The following is a 16668-nucleotide window of genomic DNA, read 5'->3' as shown; positions in this document are numbered from 1 at the left end:
GTGTAGCAGTCAGAGTCAGAGGGCTGCGCGGATTTTCGTGACGGGTTGAGAGGGCAGGAGAGAGTCTCCTGTCCGCCCGTCATGGAGTTTTTCGCCATGGCGACCGCCATTCCCAAAATCAGCCTGAGTTCGTCCCGCGACATCCCGTTCAACCGGCTGGTGCTGTCCCAGTCCAACGTGCGGCGGGTAAAGTCCGGCCTGTCGATCGAGGAACTCGCCCGCGATATCGAGCGCCGTGGGCTGTTGCAGAGCCTGAATGTCCGCCCCGTCCTCGACGACAGCGGGGCCGAGACCGGCACCTACGAAGTCCCGGCTGGTGGACGGCGTTTTCGTGCGCTCGAACTGCTGGTGAAGCAGAAGAAGCTGAACAAGACCGCCCCGGTGCCCTGCGTCGTGCGCGAGGCCGGGTCGACCATTCTCGCCGAGGATGACTCCCTGGCCGAGAATGTCCAGCGGCTGGCCCTGCATCCGCTGGACCAGTTTCGTGCCTTTCGTGACATGCTGGAAAAGGGCATGTCCGAAGATGAAATTGCCGCCGCGTTCTTCGTGACACCTGCCGTGGTCAGGCGATCCTTGCCCTGGAGGAACGGCCTCTGGCGTTCGATCCCGCTGACGTGGCGCGGGCTGGGGCCTTCGTCAGCCTCGCCAGCGATGGCACATTGCAGGTGGAGCGGGGCTTCGTGCTGCCCGAGGACATGCCGACCGAGCCCGACGATGATGATGATGCCGGCGGTGCCGATGGATACGATCATGCTGCGTATGATGGGCGGGATGACCGTATTGCTGATGATGGCGGCGACGGGGGCGGGGAGGGCGACAGGATCTCTCTCGATGTCGAGCCCGAGGAAGAAGACGGGATCAAGCCGCTGCCTGACCGGCTTCTCACCGAACTGACGGCCTGGCGCACGCTGGCCCTGCGGGACGCGTTCGCCAGCAACCCGCACATCGCCCTGACTGAATTCCTGCATACGCTGGTGCGTGATGTTTACTGGCAGACATCGGGCGCAGACTGCCTGGAAGCCTATGTCCGGGAAATCGCGCTGCCGGTTCATTCACCGGATATGCCGGGCAGCCTTCCATCCCCGGCGTCACCGCCAGAATCAGCACCGGTGTCGCATTCGGGTTGGCGCGATGATAGCTGGGATCGGACCCCGGCGTAGTCGGCAGGTCGTGCCGGGCAGCGCGGATCGCCGCTTCCACATCACGCGCGGCGCCGTTGAGATCGCGCCCCAGTTCAAACCCCAGCGAGATGGAGGTCTCACCCCGCGTGGAGGTGGACTGCATCTGCGTCACACCTGCGATATTGCCCAGATGCCGCTCCAGCGGGGCGGCCACCGTGCGGGCCATGACCTCGGGTGAGAAGCTCGTGACGGTCATGGCCTTGCGGTCATCGGACCGCTTATCCGCAGGATTTTCCCCAGTATGGACCCGCGCGAGGATCCTGATGGCTTCGTCACGGGCGAGATCAGCAGTCCACGGGCTGCCATGCTGGCCGATTGTGTAGCGTCGCAGCGGCGTCATGCGCGCGGGTGCTATGGACTGGCAACTCGGGCATCAGCGGGGGCTGGGATTATGACGCGGGCAGGCATGAATCATGTTGCCAATTTTTGCCATACTCGAGTATTCTGCCTCCATGAGCACCATGAACATCTCTCTGCCAGAAGCCCTGAAAAGCTTCGTTGACCAGCAGGTTGCCGGCCGTGGCTTTGGCACCAGCAGCGAGTACGTGCGCGAGCTGATCCGCAAGGACCAGGACAGGCAGCGTCTGCGTGGTATGTTGCTTGAGGGTGGTCGATCCGCAGCAGGCGCCACGGCTGATGCCGCATATTTCGAACGCCTGCGGTCGCGTGTGCGCGGCGCCTGATCATCATGACGACCAGACGCGCGGTACTGCGCGAGCAGGCCGAGCGGGATATCGATCGGATCATTGACGATTATGTCGGGAAAGCCGGAAGTGCTGTGGCCGACCGGTTTGTCGGTGCGTTCGAAGAGGGGATGACCCTGATCGGGCAATATCCCGGCATCGGCTCGCCGCGTTGCGGGTATGAACTCGATCTTCCGGGACTTCGTGCGCTCACTCTTCGGAACTGGCCGTTCGTGGTTTTCTACATCGAACGTGAGGACCATCTGGATGTATGGCGCGTTCTGCACGCCCATCAGGATATTCCGGGCTGGCTGCGAGATCCTGATGAAGGCGATAGTTCGGAACAGTGATCGAATGAGGCTGCACTGATTCAGTGATCTTCCAGGAGACTGGCAAGAATGTCAGCGGCATCGAGTCCGATGGCGGTTGTGATGTCGAGGAATTCGATCACGTCGATCCGGCGCTCGCCGGTTTCGTATTTCGCGACATAGGATTGGGGTTTGCCGAGCCGCTCCGCCAGCGTGGCCTGGGTCAGGCCTTTGCCGCGCCTTGCTGCGATCAGCAGTGACCTGCGGATGAAAAACTGTGCCGCCCGCCACCACGGCCCCAGTTCCGTAGGGATGCTTCGCCATTTCGCACCATTCTCATGACGCCAGAAAATCACTGCTATCGTGCGCCGCGGATCATGGGACGGCGTCTTGCCCCTCGGGCGAACCGCCTCAATCAGAGGTTCCCAGATCGCCCATGCCTTGTCCGTAAAAGTCCCGCTACTGGTTCCGTCGCCTTCTCGCATCCCTATAAGATTGTAAGAATTTCAAGTTCTAACAGGCGCTAAATTGCGGTCACAGTTTCGTAAACAGGCCACCACTGATGGACATTCACGGCTTCAACTATATCCGTGATTTCAGACTGTGCCAGACCCTGCTCCTGTGCCTTGCGCGCAACCTCGATGGCGACAACGCTTGATGTTGCACGAAGGTCTGCGTTGGACGGCAATAGGGCCGAACCGGGAGCGGTATCTGTTGCCTGGCTGGCGACTGCTTGTGCGGCAGCAAAGATCATTTCGTCAGAAACCTGACGCGCTCGCGATACGATCGTCCCGAAGCCAAGGCCCGGATACAAGGCTGCATTGTTCGCCTGGCCTATTGTGTAGGAAACACCTTGATAGACGACATTATCAAACGGCGCGCCCGTTGCGACGAGCACTCGGCCTTCTGTCCACTCAATAAGCTGGGTGGGGGTAGCTTCGTGCAGGTTTGTCGGGTTGGATAGCGGAAGAATAATCGGGCGCTCGACATGCGCGGCCATATCCTTCACCAGTTCTTCGGTAAAGAGGTGAGGGGTGGTCGAGGTGCCGATCAGAATGGTTGGATGCACATTTTTGACGACTTCAGCCAGCTCGATAATGCCGCCATTCTGTGCTTTTTCATGACGCAAGGCAGCCATTGCCGGCCATCTGGTTTCGGTGGCAGCCAAAGTATCGGCTGAGGCACGAGTCCATGACTGAACTTCAGAAGATGGTCTGGCATAGCTGATCTGAAAATCAAGAAGTCCATGCTGCATATCGTCGGTTAACAGGCCGGGCAGATCTACCAGCCAGATGCGACGGGTCGCTTCGTCCCGTGAAAGGCCATGCCGCATCATCTGATCACGAATTTGATCGGCAATGCCCACACCGGCTGTCCCGGCTCCCAGAATGACCACACGCTGATCGGACCAGAGGGTATCGCTGCGTTGGACTGCATTGAGCAACGCCCCCAGTACAATGGCGCCAGTTCCCTGCATATCGTCGTTAAAGGTGGGAACCGTGTCACGGAAACGGCTTAAAATACGGCGGGCATTTGTTGAGCCGAAATCTTCCCAGTGCAGCATGGCTTTGGGGAAGAGTTTTCTGGCGGCTGTTACATATGCGCCGATGAAATCGTCATAAACCTTGCCGACAACGCGGCTATGCCGATATCCGATATAGAGTGGGTCGTTGAGAAGTTTTTCATTATTTGTCCCAACATCCAGAACAACCGGAATGACACGGTGTGGGTCAACGCCTGCCGCGGCGGTATAGACTGCCAGCTTCCCGATGGAGATATCTATTCCGTTGGCCCCCCAGTCGCCAATGCCAAGAATTTCTTCTGCATCACTGGCAACCAGCAGGTCAATGTCGTCCGCGCTGGCGCCGAACGCCGCGAGTTTTTCTTCAATTTTCTCAGGCTCGTTAATGTTGAGAAAAATACCGCGAGGGCGGGTTATGACTTCACTATACTGCTCTATGGCCTGCCCAACGACAGGATCGTACACAACAGGCAGCATTTCCATGAGATGACGCTGGAGCAAGGCGTAAAACAGCGTGACGTTGTTATCATGAAGCCGCCACATGTAAATGTGCTTATCGAGATCGCTTGGTGCTTTACGATAAGCAGACAGAGCACGGGTTAACTGGGGTTCCAGCTCAGTCGTGATGACCGGTGGTAGCAGCCCGTTCAGTTCGAGAGAATCCCGCTCATCTTGGGTAAAGGCTGTGCCTTTATTGAGCGCGGGGTCGCGCAAAACATCATAGCCTCTGGCTGACGTCTCGATTTTTCTCGATTTTCCTGTACCAGTAATCTTTGCCTGTCTGCTGAACATTTCTCTCTCCTGGAGTGGTTTGATTTTCATGGTGCTGAAATTTTGAGATCAGGAATGATACAGATCATTCAATCCGTTTAAATCGAATGATGCTGCGCGACAGTTTTCCAGAGTCCCAGTTAGGCATTTTACGCCATGGTGTAATGACATTGGCGTAATCGCCATTAATTTCTATGGTGCGTCTTTGCTCTGTACCAACCCACTCTGGTGCCCACGCCGTCTGCACACTGGTCACCCATTGGTTGCCTTCAACTCTGTAACGTCCGATATATGCAACGAGTGTTTTCATCAAATGAGCGCGGTCTGCATCTGTTTTCGCCGGCTGTCGGTCACTGCCTTCAAGATTGAAGGCAACCCACCCATCAGGCGTGAAAATGACACGCCCGCGGGGGGATGATCCCATGGCATCAATCATCTTACCCGTTTCTTTATCTTCCACTTTGTAAGAAACAAGTCCCCACACGCCAACGATATTTTTTTTCAGATTGGCTGTCCCTGCGGATGTTGATGTGGCTTCTTTTGTATCCTGTGCACATGCGGGCACTGCGGCGGTCAATACACTGACTGCACATACAGCAATCACTGATTTTATATGCAAGGAAATATGTTTTGCTAAGACCATGAAGGTTACTTCCCTTTTCGTTTTTTATTTACGGAATGTCCGCAAAAGCCAGAAACACCCGAGTGCGATGATAATGGCTCCCCCGGCCATGCCGATACGGCTTAAAACGAGGAGTGGTGATTTTGGACCACCCTGGCGGATCGTGGCGACTTGTGCTGGTGATACAGAAACCTGAGGCCTGCCATATGTATCAAAAACATATTTTGTAAGTTTGGCTATTTCCTCATCGTTTAGCTGGACGGCATCTGTTTTCTTTTCTCCAAAGCCGGGCATGAACGCTTGGGCACCTGCGACATGACGGTCGATACCAAAAAGAATGGTTGCAATCAGATTGTCCGGGTTGGAGGCGCCTGTAACGGAGTTGTGCCATAATGACGGGTAATATCCGTCGCGACTACCCTGTGCCTTGTAATCATGGCATGACGCACAATTTCCCATAAACAGTTCAGCACCAGAAATATCGGGATTATCTTCCGACCGAATGGGTTGATCGCCTCTGACACGGTCTGCGCTGGAAACCGGCTGCCCAAGAGCGAAGCGTGAGAGATTTCCATCAGCAGGGTCACGCACTGGCTGTGTTGATGCAAGGTATGTCGCAAGGGCGTTCAGGTCAGCCTCTGTCAGGTGCTGGAAACTGTGTTCGACGGCTTCTCCCATACCACCTGCGGCCTGTGCCAGACCGTCTATATGGCCTGATTTCAGGTAGGTCTTGATTTCATCCTGCGACCAGTTTCCTATGCCACTGATTTTGTCCGAGGTGATATTGGGAGCGTACCACGAACCAAGGCTCCCCCCGCCAAGGGCCTGGGAGGCTTCTTCCTGCATCAGAAAGCCACGAGGGGTGTGGCAGGTTCCGCAATGCGCCGGGCCCTGTGCTAGATAGGCCCCTCTGTTCCACTCTGCCGAGCGTGATGGGTCAGGCTGGTACGTTGTGTTGTTACGAAACAGGATATTCCAGAACAGCATTGAGCTGCGGATGTTCATTGGGAAAGGCAGGGCCGTTTTTGGCGGGGCGCTCTCGACTGGCTGAACGGACTTCATGAAATACAGGTACAGGTCATGTATGTCCTGATCTGTCATGTAAGAATATGCTGTATAAGGCATTGCAGGGTAGAGATTGCTCCCATCCTTGCGGATGCCTTTGCGGACAGCACGAGAGAAATCCGCTTCGCTATACTCCCCGATACCATATGTTTTGGATGGCGTGATGTTGGTTGAGTACATCGTCCCCAGCGGCGTTTTCATGGCCAGACCACCGGCAAACGGTTTGCCGCCCGGCGCGGTATGGCAGGCGACACAGTCTGATGTGACCGCCATGTAGGCACCCGGATCTGTATTGCTGTCATCTTCGGCTGACGCGGCGCTGCACAGGAGTATCGGCCCTGCCAGAGCAGCAAGGAATGAGAGCCTGAAGGCCTGTCTGGTTTGTATCACTCTAAGCATGGTTCAGTTGCCCGACGATTGCATCCGCAGCTTTAAGTGCCAATGCGGCCATAGTGATTGTGCTGTTCCCGCTGCCGCCGGTCGTCATTGCGGCACCACCAGGCAGGAAAAGATTATCATGGTCATGGGCCCGGCAATCTGCATCCACGACTGAATCGCTTGGATCATTGCCCATGATCGTGCCACCCATGATATGATCGCTGTGCAAGAATTCAGGTGAAATCTTGATATCTGTCGCGCCGAGTGCCGTTGCCAGTTTTTTAAGAAGGGGAACGGTATAGTTTTCAGCACTCCTCCGTACATAGTCGCCTACATCATAATAGATGCGAGGACGGTTGAGGCCGAGCCAATCCTTTTTATCTGACAGGGTCAGGCGGTTGAAGGGGAGCGGCAGAGGTTCGTGTTCAACGGTCAGGCGGGCTGTGCAGGCTGACAAACGACGGATTTCCTGATCGAGGGCTTTTCCGTAAAGACCTTTTCCAAGAGCAGCCAAACCTCCGAGTGTGCTTCGCGCCATGTTTTCCATACGGAACATGGCACCGGCATACTCCCGCCGGAAATCACCCTGGCTTGTGTTCATGATACTACTGCTCTGAACGGGGCCTACGCCGGTCCAGAGTGGTTTAGACATTTCAATGTCCGCGATCAGCTTTGGCTGATCCATCATGTTGCGGCCGACCTGATCTGAACTATTGGCGACACCACGGGGGTTTGTGTCATCAGCCGATAAAAGGAGGAGCTTGGGCGTTTCTATGCCATTGCATGCCAGCACAAAGATCTTGCCTGAAACGGAATGTGAGGTTCTGTTCGGGTCGTAGTAGTGAACGGCCTCGACCTTCTTCTGGGCATTTGTTTCAACACGATAGGCAACAGCATTCGTGATGATCCTGCCGCCTTTTGCCTCGATGCGGGGCAGGGCGGTTGCGGCATCGTATTTTGCAGCGATTGGGCAGACTGGAAAGCAGTTATTGTTTCCGCAGCAGGGGGGGCGCCCATCAAATGAAATGCCACTGTTGCGTGCTTGTGGGGCGGGAAGGTTCTGCATGCCAAGGGTTGCGGCAACATCGGTCAACCGCTGCTCGCCCGGGCCAAAGGGGATTGGCCCCATCGGGTAGGGGCGAGAGCGCGCGGTGCGCGGCGGCCATTGCAGGGCTGGGTCGCCGGGGCCGCAGACACCCATCGCATGTTCTGCCCGCGCATAGTAGGGCTCAAGCACATCATAGCTAAAGGCCCAGTCACGCCCTACGCCATAGAGGCTTTTAAGCCGCAGGTCATCGGGCGTCATACGCCAGCAGATACCAGCCCAGTGCCAGGTGGCACCGCCTGCGTAACGCACGTAACCCTGCTCGTAGGCTTTGGCATTTGGTCCGGTCAGGTCAAGATACGATGCGGCCTCAGTCAGGGTCCGTGTTTCAAGGTGCGGCGCCCACGGTTTGGGGGGATACGGGGCGTTCCAGTGGTTGCGTAGTGTGGGGGGCAGGTTACGGTAGTTTTCAACGATGGTATCGCGACTGACACGGGGGCCTGCCTCGAGCATGAGCACGGAAAGCCCGGCATCAAGGGCCTGTTCTGCGATCAGGCAGCCGACGACGCCAGTACCAACAATGACGACATCGCTGTTGAGAGTGGAGGGCATGAACAATTCTCCAGAGAAGCTCAGAACGAAGGCATGTTCAGGAGGGGAACGGCAGTCGCATCCCATGCATTGGGTGCTGACTTCGCGTAGGACGGGATCGTCATGACATCGTTGGTGACTTTGAACATGAGCGCCTCTTCAAAGGCGACAACGCGATCCCCCGATTTGCCGTGCACTACGCCTGAATACCAGGCTGATATTATTTTCAGGGCTGAGTTTTTCAGTATCGTATCAGTCAGTGCCGGCATGAGATGTTCAACATCCACAACGGCATTTTTCATGATGAAATCCTGCAGTGCTGTGACTGTATTGTCAAAACCCTCTTCGGCATCGCTGAGTGCGTTGTGGATTTTATGACCGACAAAGGGATCCAGTTCGTGTGGAACAAGAAGTTTCGAGACGAGCATGAACTGTACTATGCTGTCAGGCTCATGTATGTGACCGTTGGATGCAGCAAGGCCCGGAGACTGTGTAAAGCTGGCGGCGGTGGCAAGCGCACTCATGCCAAGAAGCAGGCTTCGTCTGTTTATTTTGAATTCTTTACGGAAAGATGTCATCTACTGGCTCCTGCACACATCAACTGCATGTTGTGATTGCTTCGATAGTTGAGTGGACTTGAATATATAAATAAATATCCAAAAAATATTTATTTATATATTCAAGAACGGATTGGGGGTATTGAGGTGTTGTGAAGCGCCTGTGTATTGTAATTATATTGGAAAATACCTAATGTTTGAATTTTAATTACGGCATTAAGGAAGTTGAACATATTTGTGAAAAATTACGAATAACGCCGGTATATGAAAATTTTAAAGTAAACATGGTGTTTTGTTGCTGTCTGTACTATTTTTTTTGGGGAATATAAAATGTTTAAATCAAGATCGTATTCCTCCATCCCTTGAAACCATCATAATGACTGATGGCCGTTGAGAGCTTAAAGCTGCAGCTTTTTCTGAATGAAGGATACTACGTATAATTACGGAGTTGCTTTCGTCTGGTCGATCGTTCACCGTTAAAGTGAGAGCGCCGTTGAGGGACTTCTGGGATCTGTCGAATCAAGAGATCATGCTGCGGACACGGCATAGGCACCTCGTGACTGCTTCTCTGGCTGCATTGGGCCTCGTGATACTGGGCGCGCTCTCACGCTGTCTGATTTCACCGCTTCTTGGCAGCACCAGAACATTGTTTCTCCTTCTCCTTCCCGGGGTGCTTGTTGGTGCTGTGACCGGCGGCCTCTTGCCCGGTCTCGTTGCGGCGATCCTCGCCTCGGCGCTGGGTTCCCTGCTTTTGGCGTACGACGGTGCTCCGTCGATCGAAAACTGGGTTGAAACGCTCCTGTTTGCGACACTCTGCGTTCTGATCACCTGCGGGGGGGAATGGCTGCTGCGCGCACGGCGGCGCACGGCGGCGATGGCGCAACGCATCCTTGAACGAGAAACCCATCTACGTTCCATTCTCGACGCCGTTCCGGACGCTATCATTATTCTGGATGAGCAGGGGATCGTGCAGTCATTCAGTCAGGCGGCCGAGATATTGCTAAGGTGGAATGTGATGGAGGCGGTCGGAATGAATATCGCGGCCATCGTTCCGGAGCTTGGTGCGCCTCCAGTTCTCGACCGGCAGGGATTTGCGTCAATCGCCCGCCGTGGGGACGAGACGACGATTCCTGTTGATCTGTCCATAGGCCGCCTGAGTTCGGGAGGGCGCCCATTTGTGATTGTTTTCCTGCGTGACCTTACAGAGCGTGAGGAGGCAGATCGCCGCATGCGGCAGTTGCAGGCCGAAGTCACGCATATCTCCCGCCTGTCAGCAATGGGTGAGATGGCGGCGACACTGGCGCATGAACTCAACCAGCCACTGACGGCCATTACAAACTTTCTCAATGGCGGCCGTCGTCTTCTGCAAAAGGGAAGCGGGCAGAACGAGCGCGTGCAGGAGGCCATAGACAAAGCGGCGGCACAGGCTCTGCGGGCAGGTCAGATCATACGGTCGTTACGGGAGTTCGTCTCGCGAGGAGAAGGGGACCTGGGGTTACAGAGTCTGACAGCACTTGTAGAGGAGATGGCGGTGCTGGCGCTGGTCGGTATTGCGGAGCGCGGGATCAATGTGTCCTTTCGCCTGGATTCCAATGTCGATCAGGTTATCGCGGACAAAATCCAGATTCAGCAGGTGCTGCTCAACTTAATCCGTAATGCCGTGGAATCTATGGAAGATTGCCACGAGCGGCGTCTTGTTGTCGCAATTGACGCCTTTGAAGGCATGGCACGAGTTTCCGTGACAGATACCGGCGCCGGAGTGAGGCCAGAGATCGCCGGTAAGCTGTTCGAGCCTTTTTCGACAACGAAGGATCATGGTATGGGAGTCGGCCTGTCGATCTGTCGCACCATCGTAGAAGCCCATGGAGGACGCATCTGGGCGCAGGCAGTGCCCGGGGGTGGGACATGCTTTCTCTTTACCCTCCCTTGTGCCCGGATAGAGGGGTTTGGCGAATGAATTCTGACTGCATCGTCCATGTAATCGACGACGACGAGGCCGTGCGCGAGTCCCTTGCCTTCCTGCTGCTTGCATCGGGGTATACCGCACGGACCTACGCATCAGCGGACGAGTTCCTCAGCATCCTCGACCGGATCGAGCATGGCTGCGTTGTTACCGATATCCGGATGCCCGGCATGGACGGCCTTGATCTCGTCAGCCATCTTCAGGACGTAAGGCCAGTCCTGCCGGTCATCGTGATCACGGGACATGCCGATGTTCCCTTGGCTGTGCAGGCGATGAAGGGGGGCGCTCGCGATTTCATCGAAAAACCGTTCGACGACCATTCCATCCTCGAGGCGGTGGCTTCTGCTTTGCAAAGCGACGGTGAAATCCCTGCCGGCCGGACGCCGGCGCATGTCGTTCGCCAGCGGATCGCCGTTCTGACGAATAGGGAACGACAGGTTCTCCGTGGCCTTGTCGATGGCCAATCGAACAAGGCTATTGCCCGCGAGCTTGAAATAAGCCCGCGAACAATAGAGATTTATCGAGCCAATCTCATGACGAAAATGGACGCTCGCACCCTATCCGAATTGGTGCGGATGGCGCTCGTGGCGGGAGAGCTGCTAGCTTAATCTGGAAGGATCGCAAGGCTTTGGATCAATATGGAGATTACCCCCTGATAGAGTAGAGTAGCTTTAATGGCGGTGCGAGAGGCTTCCTCGGATCGGGTTCATGGCTTATCCAAAGGTTATCGATGCTGTATGAAGTAGTGGCAGGGGCATAGGTGAAGGGAAACCAAGGAATGTACGGGTAGATTTGGTATCGCTTGCTGTTAAGCGGCGATGCGGGGTATTTTCCCGTCTACCAGTCGCAAGTATCGTTGGTTACCTTCCCCCCCTTGCGATACGAACGTATCAAGAACACCACTGTCCGGATGGACCGTGGCGTTTTTCTTGTGCGCTGCAAATTGTAGGATCGCCGCCAGATCGCCGCACAGGATGATCGCCAGTTCGCCGTCGGTTGGCTGGAGCGTGATATGCGGCGGGTCTGTCAGTAGGGAAGATCAAAACGTACACTGCCTGAAGAAACATTCCCAAAGCAGGTCATAAAGGGCTACTTCCCGCTATGTTTCTCCAGAAAGGCTGGAATAAGGGGATTATCCTCCTGCAGGGATCCTTTTGATGGAAGCTGTTGAGTATTCCAGCCGCCCCCAAGATCGACGATCAGTTTTACACTTGCCACCAAACGGCTTTCTTGAATTTGCAGCGCTGTTTCCTGATTGCTGAGCGCCGTCTGCTGGCTGGTCAGGACCGTCGTATAAATTGCTGTTCCGTATTGATACTGACTGAGTGACACATCTGCGGCGTGGAGTGCTGCCTGAACAGCCTGCTGCTGCTCACTGGCCTGCTGTTTCAAAATCCGCAAACTCGACAATTGGTCTTCCGTGTCCTGTAAAGCTGTCAGAACGGTCTGTCTGTAGCTTGCCACGGCGCTGTCATAGTCAGCATTGGCTTCTTGCACGGCCGCCGTTCTTGCCCCCCCTTCGAAAAGGGTTTGCGAAGCGGATGCGCCCAGAGACCAGATACGATTGCTGATCTGAATGAGCGACTGCACCGGGTTGCCACTGTATCCATAGGAAGCCGAGAGAGAAAACTCTGGATAGAAAGCGCCGATCGCAACGCCGACTGCGGCATTATACTCCTCCATGGCACGCTCGGCAGAAGCAATATCCGGCCGCCGTTGCAGAAGACTTGCGGGGATGGTGACAGGAATATCAGGGACAACGGATGTCATGATATCCCGATCCAGTGAAAGTTCTGCAGGCGGTTTACCAATCAGAACAGCAATCGCATGTTCATACTCTGAACGACTGACATCGGTTGCTGTGGCACTGGCTCGTGCGGCATCCAGAGTATTTTGTGCCTGCCATTCATCACTGCCATTGGCCGTCCCCCCTTGGTGCTGGGCACGAATAATGGTCAGTGTATGTTCGTATAACCGGATCGAACGTTCCAGCAGCACTTTCAGAGTGTCCTGATACCGAAGCTCAAAATAGTCCTCGGCCAGTTGCTCTTGATAGGAGAGTTGAGCGTTCGCCAGATCGGCTGCACTGGCCTGTGCTGCTGTCACCTGCTCCTGGATTTGCCGTCGGATTTTTCCCCAGACATCAATCGTCCAGTCGGCCGTCAGTTCGGCAGCATAAGTATTACGTGTCATGCCTGAACTATATTGTGTACCACTGGTGGAAGTTGCTGTGCCACCCTGACTGTTACGCGAGAAATTCAGGCTACCCGAAAGAGTTGGGTACAGGCTGGCTCGTGCTGCTGTGACAAGCGCCCGAGCCTTGCGATATTTGGCCTCATATTCCTTGACGTTCTGATTGGAGAGCGACACCTGCTCCTCCAGGGCATTCAAAACAGGATCATTATAAATTGCCCACCATTGCCCTTTTGGGATGGCCGCCATCTCGGGGCGGGCTTTATCCCATCCCGGGGCGGGTTGCGCCTCTTTAAAACGTGCAGAAAGAATGGCTTTCGGACGTTTATATTCTGGACCGACAAGAATACAGCCGGACAGAAGAGTTGGCGTCAGCAACAGAAGCATGGCTGTTGCCGTGCGCACACGAAGCATCGGAGGAAATTGCAACATCATTTTTATATTCCGAAATGCTCAGGAGCGGAGGAAAGAGGATGGTCTGAGACGCTGGACGAGACCGCGCAGAGTAGCTGGCAATTTCTGCCGCCCCCACATTCCCAGACGATCAAGGTAAATATAGACGACCGGCGTTGTGAAAAGTGTAAGGATCTGGCTCAGGGCAAGGCCACCAATAATGGCGATGCCAAGGGGGCGATGAAGTTCAACGCCATATCCATTCCCGAACACCAGCGGGACAGCACCTAATGCTGCGGCCAGAGTGGTCATCAGGATCGGTCGGAAACGCAGCATGCAGGCTTCGTGAATGGCCTCGTGTGCGCTCTTGCCATTCTGCCGTTCTTCACCAATGGCAAAATCGACCAGCAGAATTGCATTCTTCTTGACGATCCCGATCAGCAGAATGACCCCGATCAACCCAATCAGATCAAATTCCTGACCACACAGGTAAAGCGCCAGCAAAGCACCAGCCCCCGCTGATGGAAGGGTCGACAGAATGGTGAGCGGGTGGACATAGCTTTCATACAAAATGCCAAGCACAACATAGACAGCAGCCAGGGCAGCCAGAATGATCAATGGTTCGCTGCTACTCTGGCTCTGAAACTGGGCCGCGGTCCCGGCAAAACTTCCATGTATGGAGGACGGCATTTTAAGGCGGACCATTTCGTTGCTGATAATACGGGTCGCATCAGACATTGATGCACCTGATGCCAGATTGAACGAAAGCGTTGCCGCAATGGCCTGCCCCTGATGATTGACGTTGACCGGCGTTGTCCCGCGGGACATCCGTGCGACCACGGAAAGTGGGATCATCGTTTCAGCATCTGAAGAAACGGCCGAGCCACTCGACGCGCTGCTTCCTCCTGCCAGACTGTTTGCGATCTGATTGGTAAAGGACTGGCTGTTCTCTGATGAGGAAGATGTGGCCGTCGTATCGGAGGAACTGCTGGACGACGACGAGGAACGGATACTGTTACTCTGCGTGCTGCCACTTGCTGTCCCGCCGGAAGCACTGACCCAGGCCAGCTGCAATATGTCAGCGTTTTTCCAGTATTGCGGCTGCACATTCATCACCACACGGTACTGGTTCAGGGCGTTGTAAATGACCGAAGCTGAACGCTGACCAAAGGCGTCATAAAGCGCATTGGCAACGAGCTGTGCAGTAATATTCGTACGTCCTGCCAGATCGCGGTCCAGCACCACTTCTTCAGCAAGACCTTTCTGCTGAATATCCGTGGAAATATCTTTTAGCTGAACGTGCTTTTGCAAAGCCTCCTGAAGGATAGGAACCCAGTGATAAAGGTCTTTGGCGTCATCACTCTCCAGGGTGTACTGATAGGCGCCGTTACTGCTCCGGGGACCTGTTGGAAGCAGACTGGGGACCTGAGCAATAAACTGTCCCCCGGCAACATCCGAAGTACGGCGTCGGAGGTCCGCTACAGTCTTCTGAATTGAAACCTTGCGATCTGACTTGTCCTTAAGCTCCACGAACATCATTGCCTGATTGGCGGAGTCACGGCCACCAATAAAGCCCACGATACTGTCAACTTCCCTGTTCCCTAAAACCGTGCCTTCTACATTTTTGACCTTGGCCATCATCGCATTGAATGAAATCGACTGGTCCGCCACAAGATGAGCCATCAGCGATCCGGTATCGCTTTCTGGGAACAGGCCTTTCGGCATCAGGAAAAATAGTACGCCCATCAAAAGAATGGTGGATGGCAGAGAAAGGAGGACCAGAACCGGGTGCCTGAATGCATGATCCAGAAGACGACCGTATGTTGCGTGCATACGGTCAAACATTGCCTCGATCTGAATTGATACTGCAGCCAGTCTGCCACGATGCTCAGAAAACCTGTGGGCTTCTTCGTCGTCTTTAGAGCGCAAAATATAGGCGCACATCATGGGCGTCAGTGTCAGGGAAAGAACCATCGAGACCAATACTGTGATCGATATGGTCATGGCGAATTCATGAAGTAACCCACCAATAATACCGCTGAGCATGGCGACAGGAAAGAAAACAGCCACGAGGGAAATAGAGACGGAAAAGACCGTGAAAGCGACTTCCTGCGATCCTTTCAGAACCGCCTTGGAATGCGGCACGCCAGCTTCAATATAACGACTGATATTTTCAAGAACGACAATCGCGTCATCAACGACAAATCCAGTCGCAATCGTCAGAGCCATCAGGGACAGGTTGTCCAGGGAATATCCCATGAATTTCATGACTGCGAATGTCGCGATCAGGGACGTCGGAACAACGACGGCCGGAATCAGGGTTGTCCGGGGAGAGCGTAGAAAGACCAGTACCACCCCTACGACAAGCAGGACCGACAGGACCAGCGTACGCTGGGTGTCATCCAGAGCGGCCCTGATCGTCTGGGAACGATCGCTACTGACATGAAGCTCCACATCGGCAGGAAGCGCAGAAAGCAACGTAGGAAAGCGGGCACGGATCTCGTTGATGGTCTTGACGACATTCGCTCCCGACCGTGGAAAAATAATCGCCAATACAGCCGGAGAGCCATTGAAAAATCCCCCTGTTTCCACATCCTCCACACTGTCTGTAACTGTCGCCACGTCCTCCAGATGGACAGGCCGATTGCTTCTGTAAGCAACGATCAGTCCCTTCAGGTCCTTTGCTTTACGGATCTGGTCATTGGTTTTCAAAATCAGGCGCTGTTTTCCGCGGGTAATAAAACCTTTGGGCGTGTTGGCATTGGCCGATGACAGCGCAGCACGGATATCTTCAAACCCGATCCCATACTGATAAAGTTTGAGGGGATTCATCTCGACACGAACGGCAGGAAGCGCACTCCCTCCCAGTTCCACCTCTCCCACACCAGTTACGGAATCAAGATGCTGTTCAAGAACGTTGGTCGCTTCATCGTAAAGCTGGGCAGATGTCCGGGTTTTCGATGTCAACGCCAGCACCATGATCGGCATCCCTGACGTGTTTGCGGCACGATATGTCGGGTCCTGCCGCAGGGTTGATGGCAGGTCACTACGGGCGGCACGGATCGCTGCCTGTACGTCTCTGGCCGCGCTGTTCACATCGCGCGAAGATACGAACTGCAGCGAGATATTGACCTGCCCCGTGACGGATTCCGACGTCATGGAATCCAGTCCCGCAATCGTCCCTAAATGCCGTTCCAGCGGTTCGGCAATAGTGCTGGCCATTTCCTCCGGCGTGCCACCAGCCTGCTGAGCCGAGATCTGAATCATCGGCATATCGACATTGGGAAGATCGGAAACGGGAAGCTGATTATATCCTATGATACCAGCCAATATCATACCGATTACGATCAGGGTTGTACCAATCGGGCGCTGTATGCACAGGGCGACAGGAGACAT

General features: G+C 54.8%; 12 protein-coding genes and 3 pseudogenes. 5 read left to right on the top strand and 10 right to left on the bottom strand.

What is annotated here, in order from left to right; all coding sequences use genetic code 11:
- Positions 1–96: 96 nt before the first annotated feature.
- A pseudogene (locus IFJ82_RS11345) lies at positions 97–1136 on the top strand (ParB/RepB/Spo0J family partition protein); the annotation flags it as partial.
- 10 nt (positions 1137–1146) lie between these two features.
- On the opposite strand, the pseudogene IFJ82_RS11340 reads toward IFJ82_RS11345, so the two are convergent.
- Positions 1147–1347 (bottom strand): annotated as a pseudogene (locus IFJ82_RS11340) (efflux RND transporter permease subunit); the annotation flags it as partial.
- Positions 1348–1642: 295 nt separating this feature from the next.
- Here IFJ82_RS11340 and IFJ82_RS11330 point away from each other — a divergent pair.
- Positions 1643–1864, top strand: a complete 222-nt coding sequence (locus IFJ82_RS11330) for a ribbon-helix-helix domain-containing protein (RefSeq protein WP_225578652.1) — start codon at positions 1643–1645, stop codon at positions 1862–1864.
- 5 nt (positions 1865–1869) lie between these two features.
- Complete coding sequence (locus IFJ82_RS11325) at positions 1870–2214, top strand: type II toxin-antitoxin system RelE/ParE family toxin (protein ID WP_003619029.1); 345 nt, start codon at positions 1870–1872, stop codon at positions 2212–2214.
- Positions 2215–2234: 20 nt separating this feature from the next.
- Here the strand turns inward: IFJ82_RS11325 and IFJ82_RS11320 are convergent, their stop codons facing one another.
- The 7 genes and pseudogenes from IFJ82_RS11320 to IFJ82_RS11290 form a co-directional block, all read right to left on the bottom strand.
- Positions 2235–2384 carry a helix-turn-helix domain-containing protein gene (locus IFJ82_RS11320; RefSeq protein ID WP_231106178.1) on the bottom strand — a complete coding sequence of 50 codons (150 nt, stop codon included), beginning with the start codon at positions 2382–2384 and terminating at the stop codon, positions 2235–2237.
- Between the two features lie 51 nt (positions 2385–2435).
- Positions 2436–2657 (bottom strand): annotated as a pseudogene (locus IFJ82_RS11315) (transposase); the annotation flags it as partial.
- 38 nt (positions 2658–2695) lie between these two features.
- Positions 2696–4486, bottom strand: coding sequence for an NAD-dependent malic enzyme (locus tag IFJ82_RS11310; RefSeq protein WP_192264646.1), 1791 nt, complete (start codon positions 4484–4486; stop codon positions 2696–2698).
- Between the two features lie 64 nt (positions 4487–4550).
- Positions 4551–5108 (bottom strand): lipocalin-like domain-containing protein, encoded by a 558-nt coding sequence (locus IFJ82_RS11305; protein ID WP_192264644.1) that lies wholly within the window; start codon positions 5106–5108, stop codon positions 4551–4553.
- A 24-nt stretch (positions 5109–5132) separates the two neighbouring features.
- Positions 5133–6425, bottom strand: a complete 1293-nt coding sequence (locus IFJ82_RS11300) for a c-type cytochrome (RefSeq protein WP_225578651.1) — start codon at positions 6423–6425, stop codon at positions 5133–5135.
- Positions 6426–6543: 118 nt separating this feature from the next.
- Positions 6544–8187 (bottom strand): GMC family oxidoreductase, encoded by a 1644-nt coding sequence (locus tag IFJ82_RS11295; RefSeq protein WP_192264640.1) that lies wholly within the window; start codon positions 8185–8187, stop codon positions 6544–6546.
- 20 nt (positions 8188–8207) lie between these two features.
- A complete protein-coding gene (locus IFJ82_RS11290; RefSeq protein WP_192264638.1) occupies positions 8208–8744 on the bottom strand; it encodes a sorbitol dehydrogenase family protein in 537 nt (178 codons plus the stop codon).
- A gap of 535 nt (positions 8745–9279) precedes the next feature.
- Here IFJ82_RS11290 and IFJ82_RS11285 point away from each other — a divergent pair.
- Both IFJ82_RS11285 and fixJ read left to right on the top strand, forming a co-directional pair.
- On the top strand, positions 9280–10680 hold the full coding sequence (locus tag IFJ82_RS11285; RefSeq protein ID WP_225578650.1) for a sensor histidine kinase: 1401 nt from the start codon (positions 9280–9282) through the stop codon (positions 10678–10680).
- Entirely contained in the window at positions 10677–11294 is a 618-nt protein-coding gene (fixJ, locus tag IFJ82_RS11280) for a response regulator FixJ (protein ID WP_075624220.1), read from the top strand. The genes IFJ82_RS11285 and fixJ overlap by 4 nt, the downstream gene beginning before the upstream one ends.
- Before the next feature lie 481 nt (positions 11295–11775).
- On the opposite strand, the gene IFJ82_RS11275 is transcribed toward fixJ, so the two are convergent.
- Complete coding sequence (locus IFJ82_RS11275; protein WP_225578649.1) at positions 11776–13314, bottom strand: efflux transporter outer membrane subunit; 1539 nt, start codon at positions 13312–13314, stop codon at positions 11776–11778.
- A gap of 18 nt (positions 13315–13332) precedes the next feature.
- Positions 13333–16668 carry an efflux RND transporter permease subunit gene (locus tag IFJ82_RS11270; protein ID WP_192264634.1) on the bottom strand — a complete coding sequence of 1112 codons (3336 nt, stop codon included), beginning with the start codon at positions 16666–16668 and terminating at the stop codon, positions 13333–13335.

The sequence above is a fragment of the Novacetimonas hansenii genome, assembly GCF_014843995.1.
Taxonomy (GTDB): domain Bacteria; phylum Pseudomonadota; class Alphaproteobacteria; order Acetobacterales; family Acetobacteraceae; genus Novacetimonas; species Novacetimonas hansenii.
This window is presented reverse-complemented; position numbering and strand designations above follow the sequence as displayed.